The organism is Aliamphritea spongicola, assembly GCF_017051665.1.
Classification (GTDB): domain Bacteria; phylum Pseudomonadota; class Gammaproteobacteria; order Pseudomonadales; family Balneatricaceae; genus Amphritea; species Amphritea spongicola.
The window spans coordinates 1197918-1219710 of the sequence record NZ_JAFIDL010000001.1; the positions used below are offsets into that span (position 1 = coordinate 1197918).

22 protein-coding genes and 4 tRNA genes are annotated in these 21793 nt (G+C 51.1%); 7 read left to right on the top strand and 19 right to left on the bottom strand.

The genetic code is table 11. The features are described 5' to 3' along the window. Positions 1-46 precede the first annotated feature (46 nt). Positions 47-736, top strand: a complete 690-nt coding sequence (locus JYB63_RS05495) for a type 1 glutamine amidotransferase domain-containing protein (RefSeq protein WP_205656779.1) — start codon at positions 47-49, stop codon at positions 734-736. 126 nt (positions 737-862) lie between these two features. Here the strand turns inward: JYB63_RS05495 and JYB63_RS05500 are convergent, their stop codons facing one another. Beyond that, entirely contained in the window at positions 863-2836 is a 1974-nt protein-coding gene (locus JYB63_RS05500; RefSeq protein WP_205656780.1) for a DNA topoisomerase III, read from the bottom strand. Between the two features lie 126 nt (positions 2837-2962). Continuing rightward, positions 2963-3325, bottom strand: a complete 363-nt coding sequence (locus JYB63_RS05505) for a glutathione S-transferase N-terminal domain-containing protein (protein ID WP_205656781.1) — start codon at positions 3323-3325, stop codon at positions 2963-2965. Positions 3326-3665: 340 nt separating this feature from the next. Here JYB63_RS05505 and JYB63_RS05510 point away from each other — a divergent pair, with 340 nt between their 5' ends. Further along, positions 3666-4235 (top strand): TIGR04211 family SH3 domain-containing protein, encoded by a 570-nt coding sequence (locus JYB63_RS05510; protein ID WP_205656782.1) that lies wholly within the window; start codon positions 3666-3668, stop codon positions 4233-4235. Positions 4236-4280: 45 nt separating this feature from the next. Here JYB63_RS05510 and JYB63_RS05515 read toward each other — a convergent pair whose 3' ends face one another. After that, a complete protein-coding gene (locus JYB63_RS05515; protein ID WP_205656783.1) occupies positions 4281-4766 on the bottom strand; it encodes a cyclic nucleotide-binding domain-containing protein in 486 nt (161 codons plus the stop codon). 322 nt (positions 4767-5088) lie between these two features. On the opposite strand from JYB63_RS05515, the gene JYB63_RS05520 reads away from it, so the two are divergent. Then, complete coding sequence (locus JYB63_RS05520; RefSeq protein ID WP_205656784.1) at positions 5089-5358, top strand: GrxA family glutaredoxin; 270 nt, start codon at positions 5089-5091, stop codon at positions 5356-5358. Between the two features lie 43 nt (positions 5359-5401). Next, positions 5402-5557 carry a hypothetical protein gene (locus JYB63_RS05525; protein WP_205656785.1) on the top strand — a complete coding sequence of 52 codons (156 nt, stop codon included), beginning with the start codon at positions 5402-5404 and terminating at the stop codon, positions 5555-5557. A 106-nt stretch (positions 5558-5663) separates the two neighbouring features. Here JYB63_RS05525 and JYB63_RS05530 read toward each other — a convergent pair whose 3' ends face one another. Next, positions 5664-6113 carry an HIT domain-containing protein gene (locus JYB63_RS05530; RefSeq protein WP_205657040.1) on the bottom strand — a complete coding sequence of 150 codons (450 nt, stop codon included), beginning with the start codon at positions 6111-6113 and terminating at the stop codon, positions 5664-5666. A gap of 195 nt (positions 6114-6308) precedes the next feature. On the opposite strand from JYB63_RS05530, the gene JYB63_RS05535 reads away from it, so the two are divergent. Both JYB63_RS05535 and JYB63_RS05540 read left to right on the top strand, forming a co-directional pair. Next, entirely contained in the window at positions 6309-7490 is a 1182-nt protein-coding gene (locus tag JYB63_RS05535) for a GNAT family N-acetyltransferase (protein WP_205656786.1), read from the top strand. A 193-nt stretch (positions 7491-7683) separates the two neighbouring features. Further along, positions 7684-8811 (top strand): sensor domain-containing diguanylate cyclase, encoded by a 1128-nt coding sequence (locus JYB63_RS05540; protein ID WP_205656787.1) that lies wholly within the window; start codon positions 7684-7686, stop codon positions 8809-8811. 59 nt (positions 8812-8870) lie between these two features. On the opposite strand, the gene JYB63_RS05545 is transcribed toward JYB63_RS05540, so the two are convergent. Next, a complete protein-coding gene (locus tag JYB63_RS05545; protein ID WP_205656788.1) occupies positions 8871-10526 on the bottom strand; it encodes an aminotransferase class V-fold PLP-dependent enzyme in 1656 nt (551 codons plus the stop codon). Positions 10527-10723: 197 nt separating this feature from the next. Between JYB63_RS05545 and JYB63_RS05550 the strand changes: the two genes are divergently transcribed. Further along, entirely contained in the window at positions 10724-11179 is a 456-nt protein-coding gene (locus JYB63_RS05550) for an Lrp/AsnC family transcriptional regulator (RefSeq protein WP_207758291.1), read from the top strand. A gap of 51 nt (positions 11180-11230) precedes the next feature. Here JYB63_RS05550 and JYB63_RS05555 read toward each other — a convergent pair whose 3' ends face one another. The 14 genes from JYB63_RS05555 to JYB63_RS05620 all read right to left on the bottom strand — a co-directional run bounded on the left by JYB63_RS05555 (position 11231) and on the right by JYB63_RS05620 (position 21786). Next, complete coding sequence (locus JYB63_RS05555; protein WP_205656789.1) at positions 11231-11815, bottom strand: HAD family hydrolase; 585 nt, start codon at positions 11813-11815, stop codon at positions 11231-11233. Between the two features lie 11 nt (positions 11816-11826). Next, a complete protein-coding gene (locus tag JYB63_RS05560) occupies positions 11827-12213 on the bottom strand; it encodes a hypothetical protein (RefSeq protein WP_205656790.1) in 387 nt (128 codons plus the stop codon). Between the two features lie 93 nt (positions 12214-12306). Further along, complete coding sequence (gene pepN / locus JYB63_RS05565; protein WP_205656791.1) at positions 12307-14940, bottom strand: aminopeptidase N; 2634 nt, start codon at positions 14938-14940, stop codon at positions 12307-12309. A 167-nt stretch (positions 14941-15107) separates the two neighbouring features. Further along, positions 15108-15956, bottom strand: coding sequence for a DUF2797 domain-containing protein (locus JYB63_RS05570; RefSeq protein ID WP_205656792.1), 849 nt, complete (start codon positions 15954-15956; stop codon positions 15108-15110). Next, positions 15946-16212, bottom strand: a complete 267-nt coding sequence (locus JYB63_RS05575; protein ID WP_205656793.1) for a YeaC family protein — start codon at positions 16210-16212, stop codon at positions 15946-15948. The genes JYB63_RS05570 and JYB63_RS05575 overlap by 11 nt, the downstream gene beginning before the upstream one ends. A 45-nt stretch (positions 16213-16257) precedes the next feature. Beyond that, positions 16258-17115, bottom strand: coding sequence for a rhomboid family intramembrane serine protease (locus JYB63_RS05580; RefSeq protein ID WP_205656794.1), 858 nt, complete (start codon positions 17113-17115; stop codon positions 16258-16260). Positions 17116-17121: 6 nt separating this feature from the next. Further along, a complete protein-coding gene (locus JYB63_RS05585) occupies positions 17122-18096 on the bottom strand; it encodes a metallophosphoesterase (protein WP_205656795.1) in 975 nt (324 codons plus the stop codon). Between the two features lies 1 nt (position 18097). Further along, positions 18098-18979, bottom strand: a complete 882-nt coding sequence (locus tag JYB63_RS05590; RefSeq protein ID WP_205656796.1) for an NAD(+) kinase — start codon at positions 18977-18979, stop codon at positions 18098-18100. A 55-nt stretch (positions 18980-19034) separates the two neighbouring features. Beyond that, entirely contained in the window at positions 19035-20006 is a 972-nt protein-coding gene (locus JYB63_RS05595; RefSeq protein ID WP_205656797.1) for a pyridoxal-phosphate dependent enzyme, read from the bottom strand. Between the two features lie 64 nt (positions 20007-20070). Then, the gene (locus JYB63_RS05600; RefSeq protein ID WP_205656798.1) at positions 20071-21006 is read right to left on the bottom strand and encodes a GGDEF domain-containing protein; all 936 of its coding nucleotides are present in this window, start codon (positions 21004-21006) and stop codon (positions 20071-20073) included. A gap of 381 nt (positions 21007-21387) precedes the next feature. After that, positions 21388-21464: transfer RNA gene (locus tag JYB63_RS05605), tRNA-Asp, on the bottom strand. Positions 21465-21494: 30 nt separating this feature from the next. Then, positions 21495-21570 (bottom strand) — tRNA-Val (locus JYB63_RS05610). A gap of 57 nt (positions 21571-21627) precedes the next feature. Continuing rightward, a tRNA-Asp gene (locus JYB63_RS05615) sits at positions 21628-21704 on the bottom strand. Between the two features lie 6 nt (positions 21705-21710). Then, positions 21711-21786, bottom strand: a tRNA-Val gene (locus JYB63_RS05620). Between the last annotated feature and the right edge of the window lie 7 nt (positions 21787-21793).

The following is a 21793-nucleotide window of genomic DNA, read 5'->3' on the forward strand; positions in this document are numbered from 1 at the left end:
ATTCATACTGCAGTTATTCTGGATTCTTACTTGAAGGACACTGCTCATGTCACAGTTAAACATTCTTATGGTGCTGACCTCTCACTCTGAACTGGGTAATACCGGCGAGAAGACCGGTTTCTGGGTGGAAGAATTCGCTGCACCTTACTACGTCTTTGCAGATGCCGGCGTAAATATCACCCTCGCATCCCCCGCCGGTGGCCAGCCTCCGGTAGACCCTAAAAGTGAACTTCCTGATTTTCAGACCGATGCTACCCGTCGTTTTGATGCTGACAAACCGGCTCAGCAACAACTTGCTGCCACGCTGCCCCTCAGTGAAATCAAGGCTGATGACTACGATGCAGTATTTTTCCCCGGTGGCCACGGCCCGCTGTGGGACCTGACAGAAGATCAGCATTCGATTGCGCTGATTGAAGCAATGATCCGCAGTAACAAGCCGGTTTCAGCGGTCTGTCATGCCAGTGCTGTGCTCTTGCATGCTAAAGATTCTACCGGTACGGCAGTGGTTAAAGACCGGGCGGTAACAGGCTTCAGTAACAGTGAAGAAGCAGCCGTACAGTTAACCGAAATCGTCCCGTTCTTACTGGAAGATGCTCTGCTGGCTGCCGGTGCGGAATATCAGAAAGCGGAAGACTGGCACGCCTTTGCCATACAGGATGGCCTGATCATTACCGGCCAGAACCCTGCCAGTTCGGAGCTGGTTGCCGAAAAACTGCTGGGACATCTGAACGGCTAAACTCTCTTTTCTTTTTGCCTGACCTTCACGTCTGACCTTCACGTCTGAAGCGATCTGTCATCCCCCCGATATGACCGGTGACAGGTCAGGCCCCTTCTTCAGAGCCGTTTCGTTTATATACAGGCTTTATGCAGTTGTTGCTTTGCGCTTACGTCCCGCTGCAGAACGGGTGGTTTTCGCTGATGATTTAGTGGCAGTTCCTTTCGCTTTACCTGTAGTTTTACGGCGTTTGTAGCTCTTTTTACGGGCCGGCGAAGCAGCTTTCAGTGAGGCCGGAATCTGCACCCCGGCTGAGCCTGCCACCAGGTCTTTTAAACTTGTCAGCAATGGTTGCATGAATGCGTCGTAACTGCTCTGCTTATGGCAGATATCGTTAAGAGTAGCCTCCCACCGGGCAGTCATATCCGGCGTCGTTGCCGAATCCGGCAAACAACTGATCAAAGCCTTACCCACCTCAGAGGCTCTTACCGCTTTGCCTTCCCGGTATAAAAAACCACGGGTAAACAACAGCTCAATAATGCCGGCACGGGTAGCTTCCGTGCCCAGCCCGTCGGTTTCCTTCAAAATCTTACGGATATCCGGGTCCTGAACATAACGGGCAATGCCGGTCATCGCCGCCAGCAAAGTAGCATCGGTGAAATATTTAGGGGGCTGGGTATGCTTTTCTTCCACCTCGCCACGCAAACAGTCAACCACCTGCCCCTGATGTAATTCAGGTAACTGCTGATCCTTGCTGGCATCTTTATTCAGCAAATGCTTCCAGCCCAGCTCCAGCGTACGGTGCGCATTACAGACAAACAAACCACCGGCGATCGTCACCTCGGCCTTAGTTTCAAAGTAACTGTACTTAGGCATAAACTGGTACAGATAAAAGGTGGCGATCAGCGTATAAATTTTCTTCTCAGTCTCACTCAGTGAGGCAGGCATTTTACGGCTGGTGGGGATAATCGCGTGGTGGGCGTCGACTTTGCTGTCATTCCAGGCTGCACTGCGGCGGCTCAGATCCAGCATCCCGGACACTTTCTCAAAGCCCGGACAATTCCCCAGCACAACGGGCATGACGTCCTTTGCCAACCCGTGATGCTCCCAGGGCAGATAACGGCTGTCAGAGCGGGGATAGGTAATCAGTTTGTGCCGTTCATACAAACTCTGACAGGTATCCAGTACCGCCTTGGCATTCATGCCAAAGCGTTTCGCCGCTTCTATCTGCAATGCGGACAGGTTGAACGGTAACGGCGCGGCCTGCTGTTTCTGTTTCTGTTCCAGTTTTGTGACGGTACCCGGCTGTCCAGAAATTCTGGAGACGACATTCTCCGCCAGCGGACGTGATAACACCCGCCCTTCTTCGTCCTGATATGGCGCACAGTTTTCACTGGGTTTCCAGCGGGCCTGAAAATCTTCCTGTTTGTCTGTCTGTAAATGCGCAGTCACTTCATAGAAAGGTTTGGACACAAAGTCTTCTATGCTCTGATCCCGCCGAACCACCAGCCCCAGTACCGGGGTCTGTACCCGGCCAACCGACAGCACCCCGCTATATCCGGCCTGCTGTCCGCGTAACGTGTAGGCCCGGGTCATATTCATCCCGTACAGCCAGTCCGCCCGGGAACGGGCCAGTGCTGATACCGACAGAGGCACGAATTCCTGATTAGAACGCAGCTGCTGCAGTGCCCGGCGCACCGCACTGGCATTCAGGTCGCTGATCAGGCACCGCTGTGTAGCTGCTTTTTTAGCTGCGCTGACACCCAGGTAGTTAATGACTTCATCCACCAGCAACTGCCCTTCCCGGTCCGGGTCACCAACGTGAACAAGCTGATCTGCCTGCTTAACAAGCTTACGCAATACACTCAGCTGGCTGCGGGTTTTGCTGCGCGGCTGCAGTTTCCACTGTTCCGGTACTATGGGTAAATGTTCAAAACGCCATTGCTTAAACTGTGGGTCATAGTGATCCGGTTCAGCCTGCTCCAGCAAATGCCCCAGACACCAACTGACAACATCGCCGTTTCCCAGCCGGATGAACCCCTGATCTTTGCTGTGCGGTTTTGGCAGCACATCGGCCAGTGCCCGTGCCAGGCTGGGTTTTTCGGCAATATATAAAATCATAAATAGCTCAACCGGATAACTTACTGGCTAAATATACAGTTAAGCATTCTGTAACGGCAAGCCCTGTCAGCCCCAGACACAAAAAAAGCAGCCCATGGCTGCTTTTTTCTCACCGCTGAAAGCGGCTTATTTTACGTAGTTCTTTTCAAGATACTGAATAATGTCACCGGACTCATACATCCAGCGCACACCATCCTGCTCTTCGATTCGCAGGCACGGCACTTTCAGTTTGCCGCCATTCTGCTCAAGCTCAGTTTTGTAATCCTGATTACGCTTGGCATCCCGCACTTCTACATTCAGATTAAAGCGGCGCATTGCGCGGCGAACCTTGACGCAGAAAGGACATGCTTCGTACTGATACAGCGATAAACTGGCCGTCAGCTTATCCAGCTCAGCCTGCTGTTCAGGGCTGCGCTGCATTTTTTTCGGCGGAGTAAGCGCATTCACCAGTAAAATAATACGGCCAAGAATCCAGCGAATAATAAACACTTCTATCTTCCTCAGAGAACAAAAACGGTGGGCGATTCTAGCACACAACAACCCCTTGTGACGATGCCGCAGATACGCTTAACCGTCAGCACCGGACATATGCACGACAAAGCTGAAATAAAACTGAAAATAATAAACAAATGTTCGAACTTTTCCCTGGCACCGAAGTCACAGGCTAAGCTGTACAGGGATGAGACAAAATTTTAGCGATTTACCCGGGGGTCTGCGCCCTGCGAAACGAAGGACAATACCGTTCCCGCAAGCAGGCGCCCGAGAAAACAAATATAAACTTGCAGCCCTGTTATGCAGCAAGAGCAGATTATTGAGTTACGGTGTCACCATGCGTTTATTGATTGCTTCCTGTTTTACCCTGGTTTCTCTTTTCAGCCTGAACACCCAGGCAGCTTATATAAGTGATGATGTTTTTACCTATTACCATGGTGGTCCCAGTGATCAGTACAGGATCACCGGGCGGATTCGCAGTGGCACCAGCATTACCATTCTGGACCGTAATAAAGACAGCGGCTACGTTAAAATCAAAACCGCTTCAGGGCGTACCGGATGGCTGCCCGGTGCGAATGTCAGCGAAGGCTCAAGCATGTCGGTCCGTTTTCCCCAGCTGGAAGAAAAACTGGGTAAAAGTAATGCCATGATCACCCAGCAGAATGAAGTTATTCAGTCACTGAAACAGCAAACCGTCGGTCTGCAGCAACAGAACAAAGAATACGCCGATACCATTGCCAAGCTGGAACTGGAAATCTCCAGCCTGAACCGCTCCATTAACAGCATGGACGACTCAAACCTGATGCGCTGGTTTACCTACGGCGGGCTGGTTGCGTTTGGCGGCCTGGTGCTGGGCCTGATTATCCCGCTGATTCCACGCCGTAAGAAACGTCCGGACGTGTGGTAAGTCCGGATATTCTTCAGAAAGAAAGTCAGATACAAAAAACCGCCGTTATCCGGCGGTTTCTGCATTTAGCTGGTCTATACAGCCTGCCAGCTGACAATCTCCGTCACGCAGGCGTCTGCTCAGATCACGGGCCATGTTCATAAATATCAGCATGTACTGCTCGGCATCCTGCTGATATAGCGAAAACAACTGATCGGCCTTAATTTCAATCGCGTGGCACTGGTCATCCGCGATGACCACACCGCTACGAGGATAAACCCCAAGCAACGCCATGGCACCGAAGCACTCTGTCGCCTGAAAGCTGCGAATTTTATGCAGGGTGCCGTTTTCACTGCCGTGCTTATACAGGGATGCGTGGCCTGAAACCACTACAAAGGCTGAGTCGCCCCGTTCACCTTCTGAAAAAAACGCTTCTCCCGGTGCGTGTTCAACGCATTTACAACCGGCAATCAGCATCCGGATACTGTCTTCACGCAGGCCACCAAATACAGGCATGTTCTGCAATTGCTCAATAGGAATATCTACTGCCACGCGACTACTCAACTTTTCCCGAGACGACATTTTATTATGTCAAACTCGTGACATAATAAACCAAGCAGCGCCGCGGTCAAACAGGCACTTTTACTCCTGGTAAAATCAAACGCTCAGCAAGGTTAAAGATTACATAGCATCCTTTACTCAAACTGGTTGCTATACTGACATTACTGGCGCGGCTTCAGTCCCGGTTTATGGCATACTTCACCGGTCTATAGAGCTAATAACCAATAGCTATGTTTGATATAAACATTCACTATTGGCATACGGGTTAATAAATTGTTTCAATGTCACCCGTTCTTATGAGGAGATTATTTAGATGCAACGTGTGACTATTTTTGGTCGTGAAGGATGCGGATTCTGTGTCCGTGCCAAGCAACTTTGTGAAATCAAAGATTTAGATCATCGCTATATTGATATCCATAAAGAAGGTATCAGCAAAGAAGATCTGGAAAAAACTATCGGTAAACCAGTCACAACTGTTCCTCAGATCTTCCACGGAAAGGAGCACATCGGAGGCTTTACCGAGTTTTCTGCATTAGTCGCTGAGCTTGAAGAAGGAAACGAGCTCGAAGGATTCGAGCTGTAAGGAACTGACTAAGCAATAACCGCAATTAACAGCGAGCAAGCCTATGATTACATTATTGTCTTTAGCCGTTTTAGCTTGCCTGTTCGTGATTGGCTATAGCCTCAGAGACCATCTTAAAGGGCACAACAGTCAGCCGCAGGCATTACGTATTCCTGTCGAAGAGCACCGCCGGCACCCACAGCGCCGCCGTCGCCGTTAAACTTGCAGAAAACGGGCCTGTTCCGTAAAGCCCGGACAAAAGAAAAGCGCTCAGTCGTCAGGACTCAGCGCTTTTTTTATACCTGCCAGTCGGTATTTCCCGGTACTTAGCTGGCTGCCCGGTTCAGCGCCAGCGCACCATTCAGAATCACTTCAAGTTTGTGCTGTACTTCATACAGCTCTGTTTCAGAATACTGCCGTGACGGTACCGCACCCCACACAGGCGCAGGCCAGGCGGCATCATCTTCATAACGCACCACATGATGCACATGTAACTGAGGCACCATATTGCCAATTGCAGCCACATTCATTTTTCTGGCGGCAAAAATATCGTGCAGATTCTCAGCCAGAAAAGATGACTCATGTATAAGCTGCTGCTGTTCTTCTTCCGGTAAATGATAAATTTCTGTCGCACCGGCCCGGCGTGGCACCAGAATAAACCAGGGATAGTTAGCATCATTCATCAGCAACAGCCGGCACAGCGGGAAATCACCAATATGAATGCAATCGGCGGCAAGACGGGGATCCAGTTCAAATTCCAGCTCAAGCTCATCCATCATATATCTCCTTTGTGAAGCAATACCTTAACTCTAGCAGTTGAACAGCAATCCCGACAGAACTTGTTGACTGTAAAGCAGTTTTTCTCGCACTTACCGGCCAGCATCCGATATACAAAGCAGACGGAAGGCTGGATTTAGTACTATCAACTGACTTACAGTAAGCACTCTCTTCCAGTCACCAAACACAGTTGTATGACCACATTCAGTTTTCATAACTCAATCGCTGATATCGGCCAGGAAACCTGGGATGCGCTAGTTCACCGGCCGGACAGTGGGCTGGATTACCCATTTATCCGCTACGGTTTCTTACATGCACTGGAAAGCAGTGGCAGCGTCTGCGTAAAAACGGGCTGGCAACCGCTCCATATGGTCATCAATGATCCGGAACCGGTCGGCGTGATGCCCCTGTATGTTAAACAGCATTCCTATGGCGAATACGTGTTCGACTGGGCCTGGGCAGACGCTTATCAACGTTACGGGCTGGAATATTATCCAAAACTGCTCAACGCCATTCCGTTTACACCGAGTACCGGCCCCCGCCTCTGCCTGTCTGCTGACCTCAGTCCGGAGCAGCAGGCAGAATTACATCAGGCGGCGGCTCAGGCGCTGACCCAGGTGTGCCGGCAGCATAAACTGTCCGGCTGGCACAGCCTGTTCCTGGATACTGACAGCCTAGCTCTTCTTAAGGGTGACGGAGTTAAGCGTCGTCTGGGCAGCCAGTACCACTGGTTTAATCAGGGCTACCATGACTTTGATGATTTCCTGAGTACGTTCAGTTCAAGAAAACGTAAGAATGTCCGTAAGGAACGGCAAAAAATCGATCAGCAGGCAATCAGCCACCGGTTTCTGAACGGCCATCAGATCACAGATGCTGAACTGGACAGCTTTTATGACTTTTATCAGGTTACATACCTTAAACGGGGCCGGTCCGGTTACCTCAACCGCGATTTCTTTCATCAGCTGTGTCAGAGCATCCCAGATAACCTCTTATTCTGTATTGCCAGTAAAGACGGTCAGGACGTCGCCGCCGCCCTTTATCTGCAGGACTCAGCCACCCTGTACGGCCGCTACTGGGGCTCACTGGAAGAGTTCGACAGCTTGCATTTCGAAACCTGCTATTACCAGGGCATCGACTATTGCATTGCCAAAGGCTTAAAACGTTTTGACCCCGGCGCACAGGGGGAACATAAAATCCAGCGGGGCTTTAAACCTATAGAAACCTGGTCAGTGCACTGGCTGGCGGAAGCAGGATTTGATCAGGCAATCAGTCAGTTCCTCGCCGAAGAAGAAACCATGATGCGCGAACATATGGCTGTACTGGAAGCCCAGCTGCCCTTTAAAGCGGATAATCTGAATGACCGCAACGCGGGTTAGACAGCCTCAAAAATACGACCACTACCCAATCTGGGTAACAGCTATTCAAGCTACAGGCCAGTGTTCATCAGGGTTATTGAAATTTAAGTGTTTTTTTCATGCCAGATGGCCAAAAGTTTTCCAGTACTTTGCCGATTAAATGAATTATAGTTTTGCAGTCAGGCAAAACCATCGTTTTCCAGTTAGGCGATTTATGGCATCAACAGAAAAAGACAATCAGGAGCTGCGCCGCGTTATCCGTCTTATGTCGAGTAAGATGGAGCGTAATGAGGCCATTCTGAAATCTTTTTTTGAGATGGAAATCCGCCTGCTGAGCTGCAGCACACTGGCAGAATTACTCGACTTGCTGCTGGTTGAATTCAAAGAATACTTCCGCCTGAGTTCCGTCAATCTGATTTTGCTGGACCCTGAAGGTGCCGCCCGGGATCTCCTGGATGACTACGTGCCTCCCAAACCCGGCCACACCCTAAGATTTGTTAAGAATCAGCGCTTACTGAAATCCATTTTTCCGGTCCCGAAACTGAAAGCCGGCGAACTGGATGATGAAGTCAAAAAGCTGGCCTTTCCCAGCAGCCCATTTATTCTCAGCAGTGCCCTGCTGCCACTGGTACGTCACGACTGCCTGATCGGCAGCCTGCATCTGGGCAGTAAAGATCCGGGACGCTACAGTGACAGCTTTGACTATGACTACATAAATCACCTGGCGTCCGTCATCGCAGTTTGTATTGAAAACTGCATTAACCAGCAGAACCTCAAGCGTATGAGCATCATTGATATGCTCACCAAGGTGCATAACCGCCGCGCATTCGATCAGGAAATCATCCGTGAACTGTCACGGGCGAACCGGCACCAGACCACTCTGAGCTGCCTGTTTGTCGATCTTGACCATTTCAAGCTGGTGAACGATACATACGGCCATCAGGTCGGTGACCGGGTACTGCGCAGCGTCGGCCAGGTGCTTAAAAAATCTCTGCGTAAAACTGACTTTATCGCCCGCTATGGCGGTGAAGAATTTGCCATTCTGCTGCCCAAATGTGACGCCACCCAGGCACAGCAGATCGGCGATACCATTCGCAGCAAAATCCTGAAAATGATCATGCATAATGATCTTGGGGAAGCCTTCAGAATCAGCTGCTCCATCGGTATTTCCAGCTGTGAAGTATCTCGCTATCACTGGGCGACACTGGAAGACCTGTCCACCCGGTTGCTGAAAGCCGCCGATGACGGTGTCTATACCGCCAAGCATAATGGCCGTAACCAGTGTGCCTACGAGCCGTTCGATCTGGAACCGCGCAGCGGCATTAAGCTGGTCTCCGGCTAAACTGAAAAAACCGCCGGCAGCCAGGCTACACAGCGGTTCTTTTCATTCCTGACAGTCTGTCAGACAGCGATCTCCTGAGGTAATACAAACCAGCGCAGGGCGTCAGCATCTGACGGCAGTTCCAGGGCATAACGCTCCCCTTCCTGCGCTCCCAGCAGAACACTTTCCGCCTGTTGCAATAAATCCGCATAATCAGGTGCAGCTGTCGCGCCCTCCACCGGTTCTTCAACAGTCATAAAATCCACATCATGCAAATTTACTGCTGTTTGCAGCCCCTGCCCCTGATACTTCCAGACGCTCGCTGCAGTATCGTACTGATAATACGGCAACATTCTCCAGCCATGGGCAGCAATCAGATCAATCGCCTGCAGCAGATACCGGAAGGTTGCCTCATCTATGAAATAATTGAAGTTCAGTCGCGTCCAGCCCGGCCGCATCACCATCTGCGCCGCTTTAATCTGGGCTTCAACCGCTTTGCTGTACTGCATGTCCATTTCCAGCAATGCATGTCCGTAAGGGCCGGCACAGGAGCAGCCACCACGGGCCTGAATACCAAACAGATCATTCAGCAGCGCCACGACAAACCCATAATGCAGGTCCTGCTTCTGATGCTTAATTCGCAGAGAAGCAATGGATAAACGCGGTGCATCCGGATTTCCCAGCACCTCTATATTCTCATTTGCACCCCAGTGTTGCAGCGCACGCTGCACAAAATCCGTTTCCAAACGCCCGATGGTTTCCACCCCAACCTGCTGCTGTAACTTAAATACCAGACCGGCACGGACAGACTCTACAATCGCCGGTGTACCACCTTCTTCCCGGCGCTCACCGCTGTCGGTATAGCTATGATCTTCAGGGGTCACATATATCACAGTACCGCCACCGGGTACTGCCGGAACCCGGTTAGACAGCAGCGCTTTATTTACCACCAGAATACCCGGTGTGCCCGGACCGCCAATAAACTTATGAGGTGAAATGAATACCGCATCCAGCGCACTGTCAGGCTTACCACCGGAGGTCATATCAATGCCCACGTAAGGTGCAGCGGCAGCATAATCCCAGAAGGCATAAGCACCGGACTGTTTCAGCAACCGGCTGATTTGCTCTACGTTGCTCTTCAGACCAGTGACATTGGACGCCGCAGAGAAGCTGCCAATCTTCAGTGGCCGCTCACTGTATGCCTGAAGTTTTTCTTCCAGAACAGATATATCCAGCAGCCCGGACGCATCTAATGGAATAACCACCACGTCTGCAATGCTTTCCCGCCATGGCAGTTCGTTGGAATGATGCTCGTACGGTCCGATAAACACCACCGGCCGTTCTGCTTCAGGAATCATTGCCGCAAACGCATACCGGTCATTCAGATCCGCCGGTAAACGCAGGTTAAGAATATCCACCAGCTTATGAATCGCGGCAGTCGCTCCTGATCCGCAAAAAATCACTTCATAGTCATCATCGGCATTCACTGCCCGGCGAATTTCAGTCCGCGCCTGTTCACGTAACTGCCCAGTCTGTGCACCGGTATAAGAAGACTCCGTGTGCGTATTGGCATAAAACGGCAGCACCTGCCGGTGAATATAATCTTCGATGAAACTTAGGCTGCGTCCTGATGCGGTGTAATCCGCATACACCAGTGGTTTGTTACCAAATGGGGTGGTGATGGTCTGGTCTGAACCAATCACTGAATCACGTATATGTTGAATAAGCGCTGTCATACTGCCACTCCGAAAACTGCAGTTAAAGAATGAACAAAGTATATGCAGCCTTGCGGAAAAATAGTTTGCCTTTATTTGCTACAAACGCACAAAATGCAGAATTATTTTTTATTTTTAAATCCATAAATAAAATTATTTTTCACCAACTAGTTATCTGCGATAAACTATCTTCATTCAACCCGCAATCCGGATCAATTATGGACCTCAAAGATCGCCAGATACTGAACCTGCTTCAGGAAGACTGCAGCCTTTCACTGCAGGCACTTGCCGAACAGGTGAACCTTTCCCCCACCCCCTGCTGGAAACGGATTAAGCGCCTGGAAGAATCTGGTGTGATCCGCTCTCGGGTAGCACTGCTTGATGCTGCCAAAGTGAATCTCGGGGTATCGGTTTTCGTACACATAAAAACCCAGCATCACGACAGTCACTGGCTGGAGAATTTCGCTACAAAGGTGACAGAGCTGAAAGAAGTGGTGGAATGTTACCGGATGGCCGGTGAATGGGATTATTTACTGCGGGTGGTGGTTGCCGATATTCAGGCGTTTGATGAATTCTATAAAGTACTGGTCAACAGGGTGGAAGGTATCAGCAACGTTACATCCAGCTTTGCTATGGAAGAAATTAAGAATACTACCCGATTACCATTGCTCTGATTAACAGGTTCTGATTAACAAGATCTGATTAACAGGCTCTGATGAGGAATGTCAGAGCAGTTCTGCCAGCGAATGAATCCGTACATCCGTCAGCTCCGGCCACTCAACCGCTCCGGCAGCTGATACATGTACCGTCTGCGCATCAATGGCTTTGCCGGCTTCCAGATCAAACCGAAAGTCGCCGACCATTACCAGCCCATCCCCCACAACCTGCCAGCGCTGACAGAGCTTCTGCAGCCCTTCAGGGTCCGGCTTGGGACGGGCTTCATCCCGGCCAAGCACTTCATCTGCGTGGAAATACTCCGCCACACCGATAGCCTGCAGGGAACTGATCGCGAAATCCTTTTTATTCCGGGTCAGAATGCCCAGCTTACAGCCGGCACGGTGCAGTCTGATAATCAGGTCCTGCACCCCTTCTGCCGGCTGAGCCTGACGGGCATAATGCCCCTCAAGCTCATCAAGCCGCTGCAACAGTTGCTGTTTGCGCGGCTCAGGCGCCTGTTCGATCGTTTCCAGAATCATTTCACCTTCAGGAATACCCAGCTCACGGCGCATATGTGCGAAATCATGCACCGGACGGGTCAGGGTACCGTCCAGATCAAAGACCCAATGACGAAACTTATTCAGATCGAACATGGCCTGCCCGGTCAGGAATAGTTAACGTCGTTAAACGGATCGATCGGGTTTTCCAGTGCGGTGTCTTCACTGCGGTATAAAATCTGACCTTCCAGCTTGAAACCTTTGCTGTGGAACCAGCGAATCACTTCTTCACGGCTCTCATCCGCTTTAAAGGATGCCTGCCAGGCCGTACCTACACGGTAAAAATACAGCACCAGCAGCGCAGCTGCAGCACCCAGATAGAATTCAGATGCAAACGCAAACAGTAATGCAATCACACCCGCAATCCATACCCGGCTGGCTTTTGCTTCTTTCAGGCGCTCAAAATGATCCCGGTAGTTGTCATCAAACTTAACAAAACGACGAAAGTTCTGTTGCACATCATACTTATCCTGTGCAGCGATACTTGGCTCCATCACTCTTTTCCTTTCTTTTGTTGGCTCGTATAAAGTCGCTGTCCTGTCAGTACGCAAGCCGCGCACTAACAGATCAGCTCAATAATCTGACGGTTAAACCGCCAGGCTCTTAGTCAAAACTTCAAAAACATCCTTCGACAGCTCGCCACTGGCTTTGATCCGTTCCAGTTCAGCGCGCATCTGCTGCTGCCGTGCCGGCGCATATTTTTTCCAGCGGGTCAGCGGCCCCAGCAGACGGGAAGCAATCTGCGGGTTCTGCTTATTCAGCATGATGATCTGATCCGCCAGGAAAGCATAACCGGAACCATCCTGATGATGGAAGTTCACCGGGTTCTGACCACAGAACGCCCCTACTAATGAGCGGATCTTATTCGGATTTTTCGCATCATATGCCGGGTGTTCAAGCAACGCCTCTACCCGCTTCAGCGCACCTTCTGCCGGTGCACTGGCCTGTACTGACAACCACTGATTCACCACTAGCGCCTCGTCCTTCCAGGCAGCGTAGAAGCGGTCCAGCAACTCATCGGCTGCATCAGTAAACTCAGAATGCGCCACCAGCGTCAGCGATGCCTGCTGATCAGTCATGTTATCTGCTGCATCATACTGCCGCAGGGCAAACTGAAGATATTCATCTTTAGCCGTTGCCAGCAGGTATGCCAGCGCCAGATTTTTCAGGCTGCGACGGGCGATGGAATCCGCATCAGGGCTGTAAGCTTCATCGCTCAGATTCGCCTGATATACATCCTGCCACAAAGACTCTAGGGTATTTGCCAGGCTGTTACGGACGAACTTACGCACCGCATGAATCGCCTCGACATCGATCACTTCAGCCAGCTCACTCAGATATGCCTGACTCGGCAGGGTCAGAATCTTACTGACCATGGCTTTATCCAGGGAATCATCCCCCAGTACCGTGCGATAGGCTGTAATCAGCTGTTCCGGTACCTGCAGCTCTTTACCAGCCTGATGATCTTCAATCAGCCCCTGCATGATCTCAACCGCCAGCTGCTGCGAAGCGTCCCAGCGGTTAAAGCCATCGCTGTCATGCTGCATCAGGAACATCCGTTCTTCACGGCTGTACGGGTAACTCAGTTTAACCGGCGCAGAGAAGCTGCGCAGTAACGAAGGCACCGGTGCTGCATCAATATTATCGAAATGGAATACTTGCTCAGCTTCTGTGAAATCCAGTACCTGAGTGGTTGCACCATTGCCCAACAGGTAATCCTGCCCCTGGGGGGTCAGCAGGCCGACAGCAACCGGAATATGGAACGGTTGTTTTTCTGCCATATCCGGGGTTGCCGGGCAGCTCTGACGCAGGGTCAGACTGAAACGCTTAGCCGCAGCATCATAACTGCCACTGGCTTCAATCACGGGTGTACCGGCCTGTGAGTACCAGCGGCGGAATTGTGTCAGGTCACGGCCACTGGCATCTTCCATCGCCTTCACAAAATCATCCGTGGTAACCGCCTGACCATCATGACGATCAAAGTAAAGATCAGAACCTTTGCGGAATTCCTCAGCCCCCAGCAGGGTATGAATCATACGGACCACTTCACAGCCCTTTTCATACACAGTCAGGGTGTAAAAGTTAGAAATTTCAATAAAGGACGCCGGACGCACCGGGTGCGCCATTGGACCGGCATCTTCAGCGAACTGCGCCGTACGCAGCAAAGATACATCTTCAACACGCTTAACGGTGCGGGAATTCATATCTGCTGAAAATTCAGAATCACGGAATACGGTAAAGCCTTCTTTCAGACTCAGCTGGAACCAGTCCCGGCAGGTTACCCGGTTACCGGACCAGTTATGGAAATATTCATGGGCAACAACCGCCTCAACCCTCTGGAATCCGGCATCAACTGTAGTCGCAGGGTGGGCCAGTACACAGGAGGTATTGAAGATATTCAGACCTTTGTTTTCCATCGCCCCCATATTGAAGAAATCAACAGCGACCACCATGAAGATGTCCAGGTCGTATTCACGGCCATAGACTTCCTCATCCCAGCGCATGGACTTCTTCAGTGATGCCATGCCGTAGTCCAGCTTATCCAGATCCTTGGCTTCAGCAAAGATCTGCAGCTTGACCTCACGGCCGGACATCGTTGTAAAGCTGTCTTCAATGTATTTCAGGTCACCGGCCACCAGCGCAAACAGATAAGCAGGCTTAGGGAAAGGGTCCTGCCAGCGTACCCAGTGAACATCCCCTTCTTCACCCCGTTCAACCGCATTACCGTTCGACAGCAATACCGGGTAAGCAGCTTTATCTGCCACAACCGTGGTTTCAAAAACAGACATCACATCCGGGCGGTCAGGGTAGAAAGTAATACGGCGGAAACCTTCAGCTTCGCACTGGGTGCAGAACATCCCGTCAGACTTATACAGGCCTTCCAGCGCGGTATTGTTCTGCGGCTCAATCACCGTTACACAGTGTAATTCAAAGCTGGCCGGTACATCAGCAATGATCAGCTGTTCGCCGTCGCGCTGATACTCTTCGGCAGACAGACAGCGTCCGTCAACAGACAGTTCCTCAAGTACCAGATCCGGATGGCCATCCAGTTGCAGCCCCGGCTTGCTCTGCTGGCATTCAGGATTACGGCTGACCTTAAGATCAGCAATGACCCGGGTAACTTCTTCGCCCAGTTCAAAACGCAGAGCCGTTGTTTCAATCAGGTAAGCAGGAACCTGATAATCCTTCAGATAAATCTCATTCGGTTGTGGCTGAGTCATCAAGCTACCTTATGTATTCTGTTACTTCCTGCCGTCGCTGACCGTAGGTGCCACCGGGTGCTTCCCTGCCCGGCTTTGCGGCCACCTTCCGGTATCAAACAGCGCCGGTAAAAGTGTCATGTTTCGGAATCTAGCAATTGGAGAGGTGAAGCGAGAAAAAATTCCCCTCAAACTGCACTGAATTCAACCCGGTAAGCAGTAAACTTACGAATATTAATTACACCGGTATCTAAAATTAAGTACTGCCCCTTGATACCTTGCAGCACGCCTTCAACTTCCGGCGTTTTATCCAGATTATGGCTGCTTACCTTGCTTGGATAGTTAAGCACAGGGTAGTTAATTTCCAGCACCTCAGAATCGCTGAGATGCTCAAACTGCGTATCATGTTCCTGCTCCAGCGCCGCCAGCTCATCGGCACACAGCGCCAGCAGCCGGTCCCGCTCTGCAATCAGATCAAGCTGATCTGTCTGACCTTTAAGCATCGTGCGCCAGTTAGTCTTGTCACTGACATGCTGGCCAATAACCCGCTCCACCAGTCCGGACCAGCGACGCTCGCTTACCTTCAGAATCGGCAGCGCCTGTACGGCTCCCTGATCTATCCAGCGGGTCGGCAACTGATTACCCCGGGTAATCCCCACCTTAATACCGGAAGAGTTGGCCAGATACACATAGTGGCTCTGCTTACAGAAACGCTCGCCCCACTCAGGGTCACGACAGGTACCCAGATGAAAATGGCAACGCTCCGGCGCCATAATACAGGTGTCACACTGAGGCAGTTTTTTAAAGCACGGATAACAGTAACCCTGGGCAAAACTCTTCTTGGTTTTGCGACCACAGTTCGTGCAGTTTATTTCACCGGCAAAGCTCAGCCGGATCCGGCGTCCCAGATATTCATTCAGAACGATTTGCTGTTCATCCAGCTGCAGCCGGTATTCAACAGGCTCTGCCAGATTCACTGGCATCTTACTTAAAACACCGCAACCAAGCTGTTGCAGAACAGTAATATCAGTGCTCATTTAAAATCTTCAGTACCTGAGGTTCCAGGGGATTTTTACCGTGCTGACTGCCGTCCTTCTTGGTACGGTCAATATATCCGGTACGTTGCTCTTCCGGCAGATTCGCCATTTCATAAGCAATTACAGCCCGCATAGACGTTTCACGCTGTTCCTGACTGAGCTTCTGACCATTCGGCCATTTACCCAGCTCCACAGCCCGTCTAAGGCTGGCATAGACATCCGGCGTCATCGCCTGGATCATTTTTTCAAAAGTCATATCAGTCTCCGTTCGGGCTGCCAATACTAGCACAAAGTCTTCCCCTCAGGGATGACGAAGCTTACTGATGCCACGGGCAATTAACGCTAACATGACCCCGGTTAATAAACCGGCAAGGTGAGCCGTATTCGCTACCTGGCCAAAACCGAAAGCAGCTAGCAAGTCTGAGTACCCCAGCGCCAGCATAAACAGAATAAAGCCCAGAATGGCGGGCGGTAATCCTACCGGCTGACGAGGCTTCAGACGGTCCCATACAGTGGCAAAGCCCAGTAAACCAAAGACCACACCGGACATTCCCAAAAAGAGCGGACCGGCGTCCCAGAACTGAGCAATATTAGAGACAACGCCGGTAATCAGAGCCATCAGAAACAGTGCCGGCGAACCAAACAGCATTTCCAGCCGGCGGGCAACAATCCACATCCAGAGCATATTAAACACCAGATGAAGCACACTGCCGTGCATGAATGCAGGCGTGAACAGCCGCCAGATTTCACCGTTACCTAATTCAGTCCAGAGATCTGTGCCATAGCGGATCTGATCTCCAAGCACCTGAAAGTCAACGATGGACCAGACAGACATCGCCTGCAAATCGGCCCCGAAATCTACCTGAAAGGTCGCCAGCACACTCAGTAAAATCAGTGCCAGCGTAACCGGTGTGCGCTTCAGCTCAGCGACTGAAACTGCGCTCTGGTGGGAATGATTACTGCGAACATTCTGCAGGCTGCCACCCTGCCGCCAGTGCTCAAACAGCGCTTTCACCTGCTCTTCACTGACAGTGTGAGCCACCAGCAAAATCTGCCGGTCACTCTCTTCCAGTACCCGGTGCGGCACACTGTGTTTCCACAGCATGGCAGTAAATTCACTCAGATCGACATCAAGCGGGACTTCAAGAACAGGCTTCATAGGCTCCTATACCTGGTCGGCAATTTCTTTACGCACATCAACCCAGACAAACTTATCCGGATTAATGGTGGTCTCATCATCCAGACGATAAGCAACCAGCTTTCCGTATTTCACCGCACTGTAATCCAGGCATGCCACATTATCCGCCAGTGCCTGAGGTTTGCCTTCACACCAGTAATGGCCAATGAACAGCAAGGCTTCTTCAGGCGCATAATGAATCAGATCAGCACGGTCAGCATCACTCAGCGGTGTACGGGCAACATGTTCCGGTAGCGGGTCAGGCTGAAAAACCACATCAATATAATACTGAGGATCACAGGACCAGAACTTAGTTCGGAAAAACCGGCGCCGGAAACCGTCTTTGCTGACCATCTCTTCGCCATTCGGCAATTTAAGATGCGTCCCGCGCAATAAACGGTCCATGGTTTCCCATTCGTAGCTGCCCACAACCGCAGACTGATGGAGATAATCCTCACTGATCCGGCTACCACCGGTGGTCTGCAGAAAACGGTCTATATGTTCCTGCGACCAGCAGGCATGCACCACCCGGAACTGGTCCTGCTCAAGGAACAGCGGCATATCCTGAATCCAGTTAAGAAAATCACGCTTATCTTCCGGATGATTGGCAAACTGCTCGAGGGTCTCGTTCAGTATGCGCAGGTGACGGCGGTTATGCTCCCGCAGATACGGCATCCCGGATCCCGGACGGCCCGGTGTCGTATAAGAAAGATAATTAAACTCATGGTTACCCATGACAATCTGTGCGTAACCCGCATCCACCATATCCCGGACAATGTGTAACGCTTCCCGGATACGCGGTCCGCGGTCTACGATATCCCCCAGAAAAATCGCCTGACGGGACGGGTGTGAAAAAACGCCGTTACGCTTACTGTAACCGAGCTTTTCCAATAACATAATTAAAGTATTGGCGCAGCCATGCACATCGCCAATCAGGTCAAATCCCTGCCATTTTTGTTGCATATCACTCACCCAGCTTCGTGCTCCAGCCGAGTTTTTCACGACAAGTCTGATAGAAATTATGGTTCAGCGGATGCAGCAGCTTCAGTTTCTGCGGCTTCTTATGAATGGTAATCGTGTCTCCCGGTGCACAGCTGATATCTTTCTGCCCGTCACAACTGATGGTCGGATAGGTCTCATTATTGTCACTGATCACCAGCTTCAGCTCACTGTTGCCGTCAACCACAATCGGCCGGCTGGACAAGGTATGCGGGAACATCGGCACCAGCACCAGCGCATCCAGCTTAGGATGCATAATCGGACCACCACCGGATAGCGCATAGGCGGTAGAACCGGTTGGCGTGGATACGATCAGGCCATCAGAACGCTGGGTATAGACAAACTGCCCTTCAATATACAGTTCGAACTGAATCATCCGTGCGGACTTACCCGGGTGCAGCACACAGTCGTTCAGGCCGGTTGCTTCACCAATTGGCTCACCTTTTCGCTTCACCACCACATCAATCAGGAACCGGCGGTCAACCGTGTACTGACCATTCAGAACTTCGCCAACCTTTTCTTCAATCTCATTCGGTGCAATGTCCGTCAGGAATCCCAGATTCCCCCGGTTAACACCCAGCACCGGCACATTAGACTGCGCCAGACTGCGGGCCGCTCCCAGCAAACTGCCGTCACCGCCGACAACAATTACCAGGTCGCATATCTCACCCATCATTTTCGTATTACACGTCTGCTCACTGTGGCCGGGCATCAGCGAGGCAATCTTCTCGTCAAGAATGGCATTCAGACCACGCTCACCCAGAAAGCGAATCAGGTGCTTCAGGGTATCAATCACCTTTGTACTGCCAAGCCTGCCGATTAAACCGATATTACGAAAATTATCCATTAGCACTCCAAAACGCAGTCAGGCAGACCTGCCACGCAAGTTATTCTGTCTCTTGTCACTGTATATCACAGCCTGAATCATAAAAACGCTGCAGTTGCCCTGCCAGTCGCTCAGTCATTCCCCTGAGCCCCTGTAATCCGCCGGTATGGACCATTACCACCCGGCTGCCGGGAGGGAATTCACCCGCCGCCAGCAAGTCTTCCAGCGCCAGCAACAGCTTACCTGTATACAAAGGCTCCAGCTGCACCCCGCTGCCGAGACGAAAACGCTCAATACAATCCGCCAGGCGGGGGCTGATTTTACCATAGCCACCTTCGTGCGCACTGAGAATTAACCGCCAGCGCCCACTATCAGCATAGCCTGCCTGTTTCAGCAAACCGCGAATATCATCATACAGGAAATCGGCCCCTTTCAGCGCAGGCACACCTAATACCTGAGTCTCAGGCGGTGCCGCTGCAATCAACCCGGCCAGCGTCGCACCGGTACCGCAGGCACAACACAGAAAATCCGGGGCTTCATTACCATCAAGCCCACTCAGAATTTCCATACAGCCTTTCACTGCCAGCACATTGGAACCGCCTTCCGGTAAATACTCAAACTCACCTAACCGTTCACGCAATGCTACCCGGAAAGCTTCCGAATCCTTTTCCCGGTAATCTGCCCGGCTGACAAATTCCAGCTGCATGCCCCAGGACTCAGCATCCTGCAACATGGCAGATAACTCCGGCGGCCGCTCACCGCGGATAACACCAATGGTAGGAATGTTTGCCTGATAACCGGCGTAAGCCAGAGCATGAATATGATTCGACCAGGCGCCGCCAAATGACAGCAACGGACAACACTTACCCGCCGCCTCATAGGCCGCCAGATTATATTTCAGCTTGAACCACTTATTGCCGCTGATGAAAGGATGAATGCCGGTGAGATCCAGCAACTGCAACTGCACCTGCTGCCGGGCAAAGGAAGCAGGTGTAACATCACGTAAAGAAAGGGAAAAATCAGTTGGTGACACGGTTTGGCAATCCACAGATATTGCCCGCATCATATAGAAGTATCAGACCGCTGCCCAGCCCTCAGGCCAACAGACAACCTCAGGCAATCGCCTCAGCATCAGAGGCTTTAACATCGGCGCAACCCTGAAGTGGTACAGCACAGTCTCCGCCGGCATGCTTCGCCCGGTACATCGCCATATCCGCCCGCTGAATCAGATGATCAACCGGCTCATTGCCGTCACTGGAAGCCACTCCCAGGCTCATTGACAGACAAATATCCCCTTCCGCCGCAAATTCCGGCGAATAAAAACAGCCGGCATTAAAGCTTTCCCGGATACGGTTTGCAGAACTCATACCGTGCTCACCGTCAGTATTCGGTAAAAGCACCATAAACTCATCGCCACCATAGCGGAATGCCAGATCCGAATCCCTGATGGTCTCCAGCAACAACTGCCCCATTCGGCGAATAACCTGATCCCCCTCGAGGTGACCTAAGCGGTCATTCACTTGCTTGAAGCCGTCCAGATCGATACAGATAAGGCTGACATTGTTGCCATAACGCTTTGCGCGCTCCATTTCTTTTGATAAACGCGAATAGAAATAACGCTGGTTATATAACCCGCTCAGGTCATCGGTAATGGATTGCTTTTTAAGATTGGCTTCGAGGGTTTTCTGCTGAGTCAGATCATGAAAGAAACCAATACTGCCGCGACGATCACCATCTTTAATCAGTGACGCCGACAGTCGGATAGGAATACGGCTGCCGTCACAGGCCAGAATGGCCGTTTCGTATCCCTCAAGTTTGCCGGGGGCCCCGAGACGACCGGACAACATCGTCAGCATAACTGCACGGGCATCAGCCTCGCTGGAATACAACGCACGAATATGCATTTCACCCACCACTTCAGCAGCCTCATAACCTAACAACTTCTCTGCCGCCGGATTAAAAACCGAAATAATCCCTTTACCGTCAACAGCAATAATAGGATCTGGGCATATAGCGGTAATTTCACTTAACACAGTAGTATTTCTCATAGGTTATCCGATACCTGAAAGTCCCAAACAGTGTATAAAGTCAAACAACACAAAAATGTGCACCGGGCGGAAAAAAGCTCCCCACACCGGATCCTTGTTATCTATCAGGCTATCGAAAAGACAGTACTGAACATCAGATGGCGCAATATTAAGGGCGTAATAGAAACATAATCACATGTCTACTGCATCATGCAGATTACCCATAATGACAGTAATGTTATTAATTTTCCGTTCAGCAAGAAAAATCAAACAAATGTACCAAAAATCAACTGGCGATTAGTTTAAGAGACTTTCTGTGAAAAACAGGGAATACAGACACGTTAAAGTACATACCGAACGGCATACTTCAAACAAAAAAGAGGATTTTAAAGGGATATAGAGTGGCGGAACGGACGGGACTCGAACCCGCGACCCCCTGCGTGACAGGCAGGTATTCTAACCAACTGAACTACCGCTCCGCAGCGATAAAAACGATAAGATCTGTTTAGTGGTGGGCGTGGAGAGGCTCGAACTCCCGACATTCGCCTTGTAAGGGCGACGCTCTCCCAACTGAGCTACACGCCCACTGAACAGAGTTGAAGATTTTAGACTCCTCTTCAGGAGTTGCCGCTTCAGAAGAAGTGGCGGAACGGACGGGACTCGAACCCGCGACCCCCTGCGTGACAGGCAGGTATTCTAACCAACTGAACTACCGCTCCGTTTAGTGGTGGGCGTGGAGAGGCTCGAACTCCCGACATTCGCCTTGTAAGGGCGACGCTCTCCCAACTGAGCTACACGCCCACTGAAC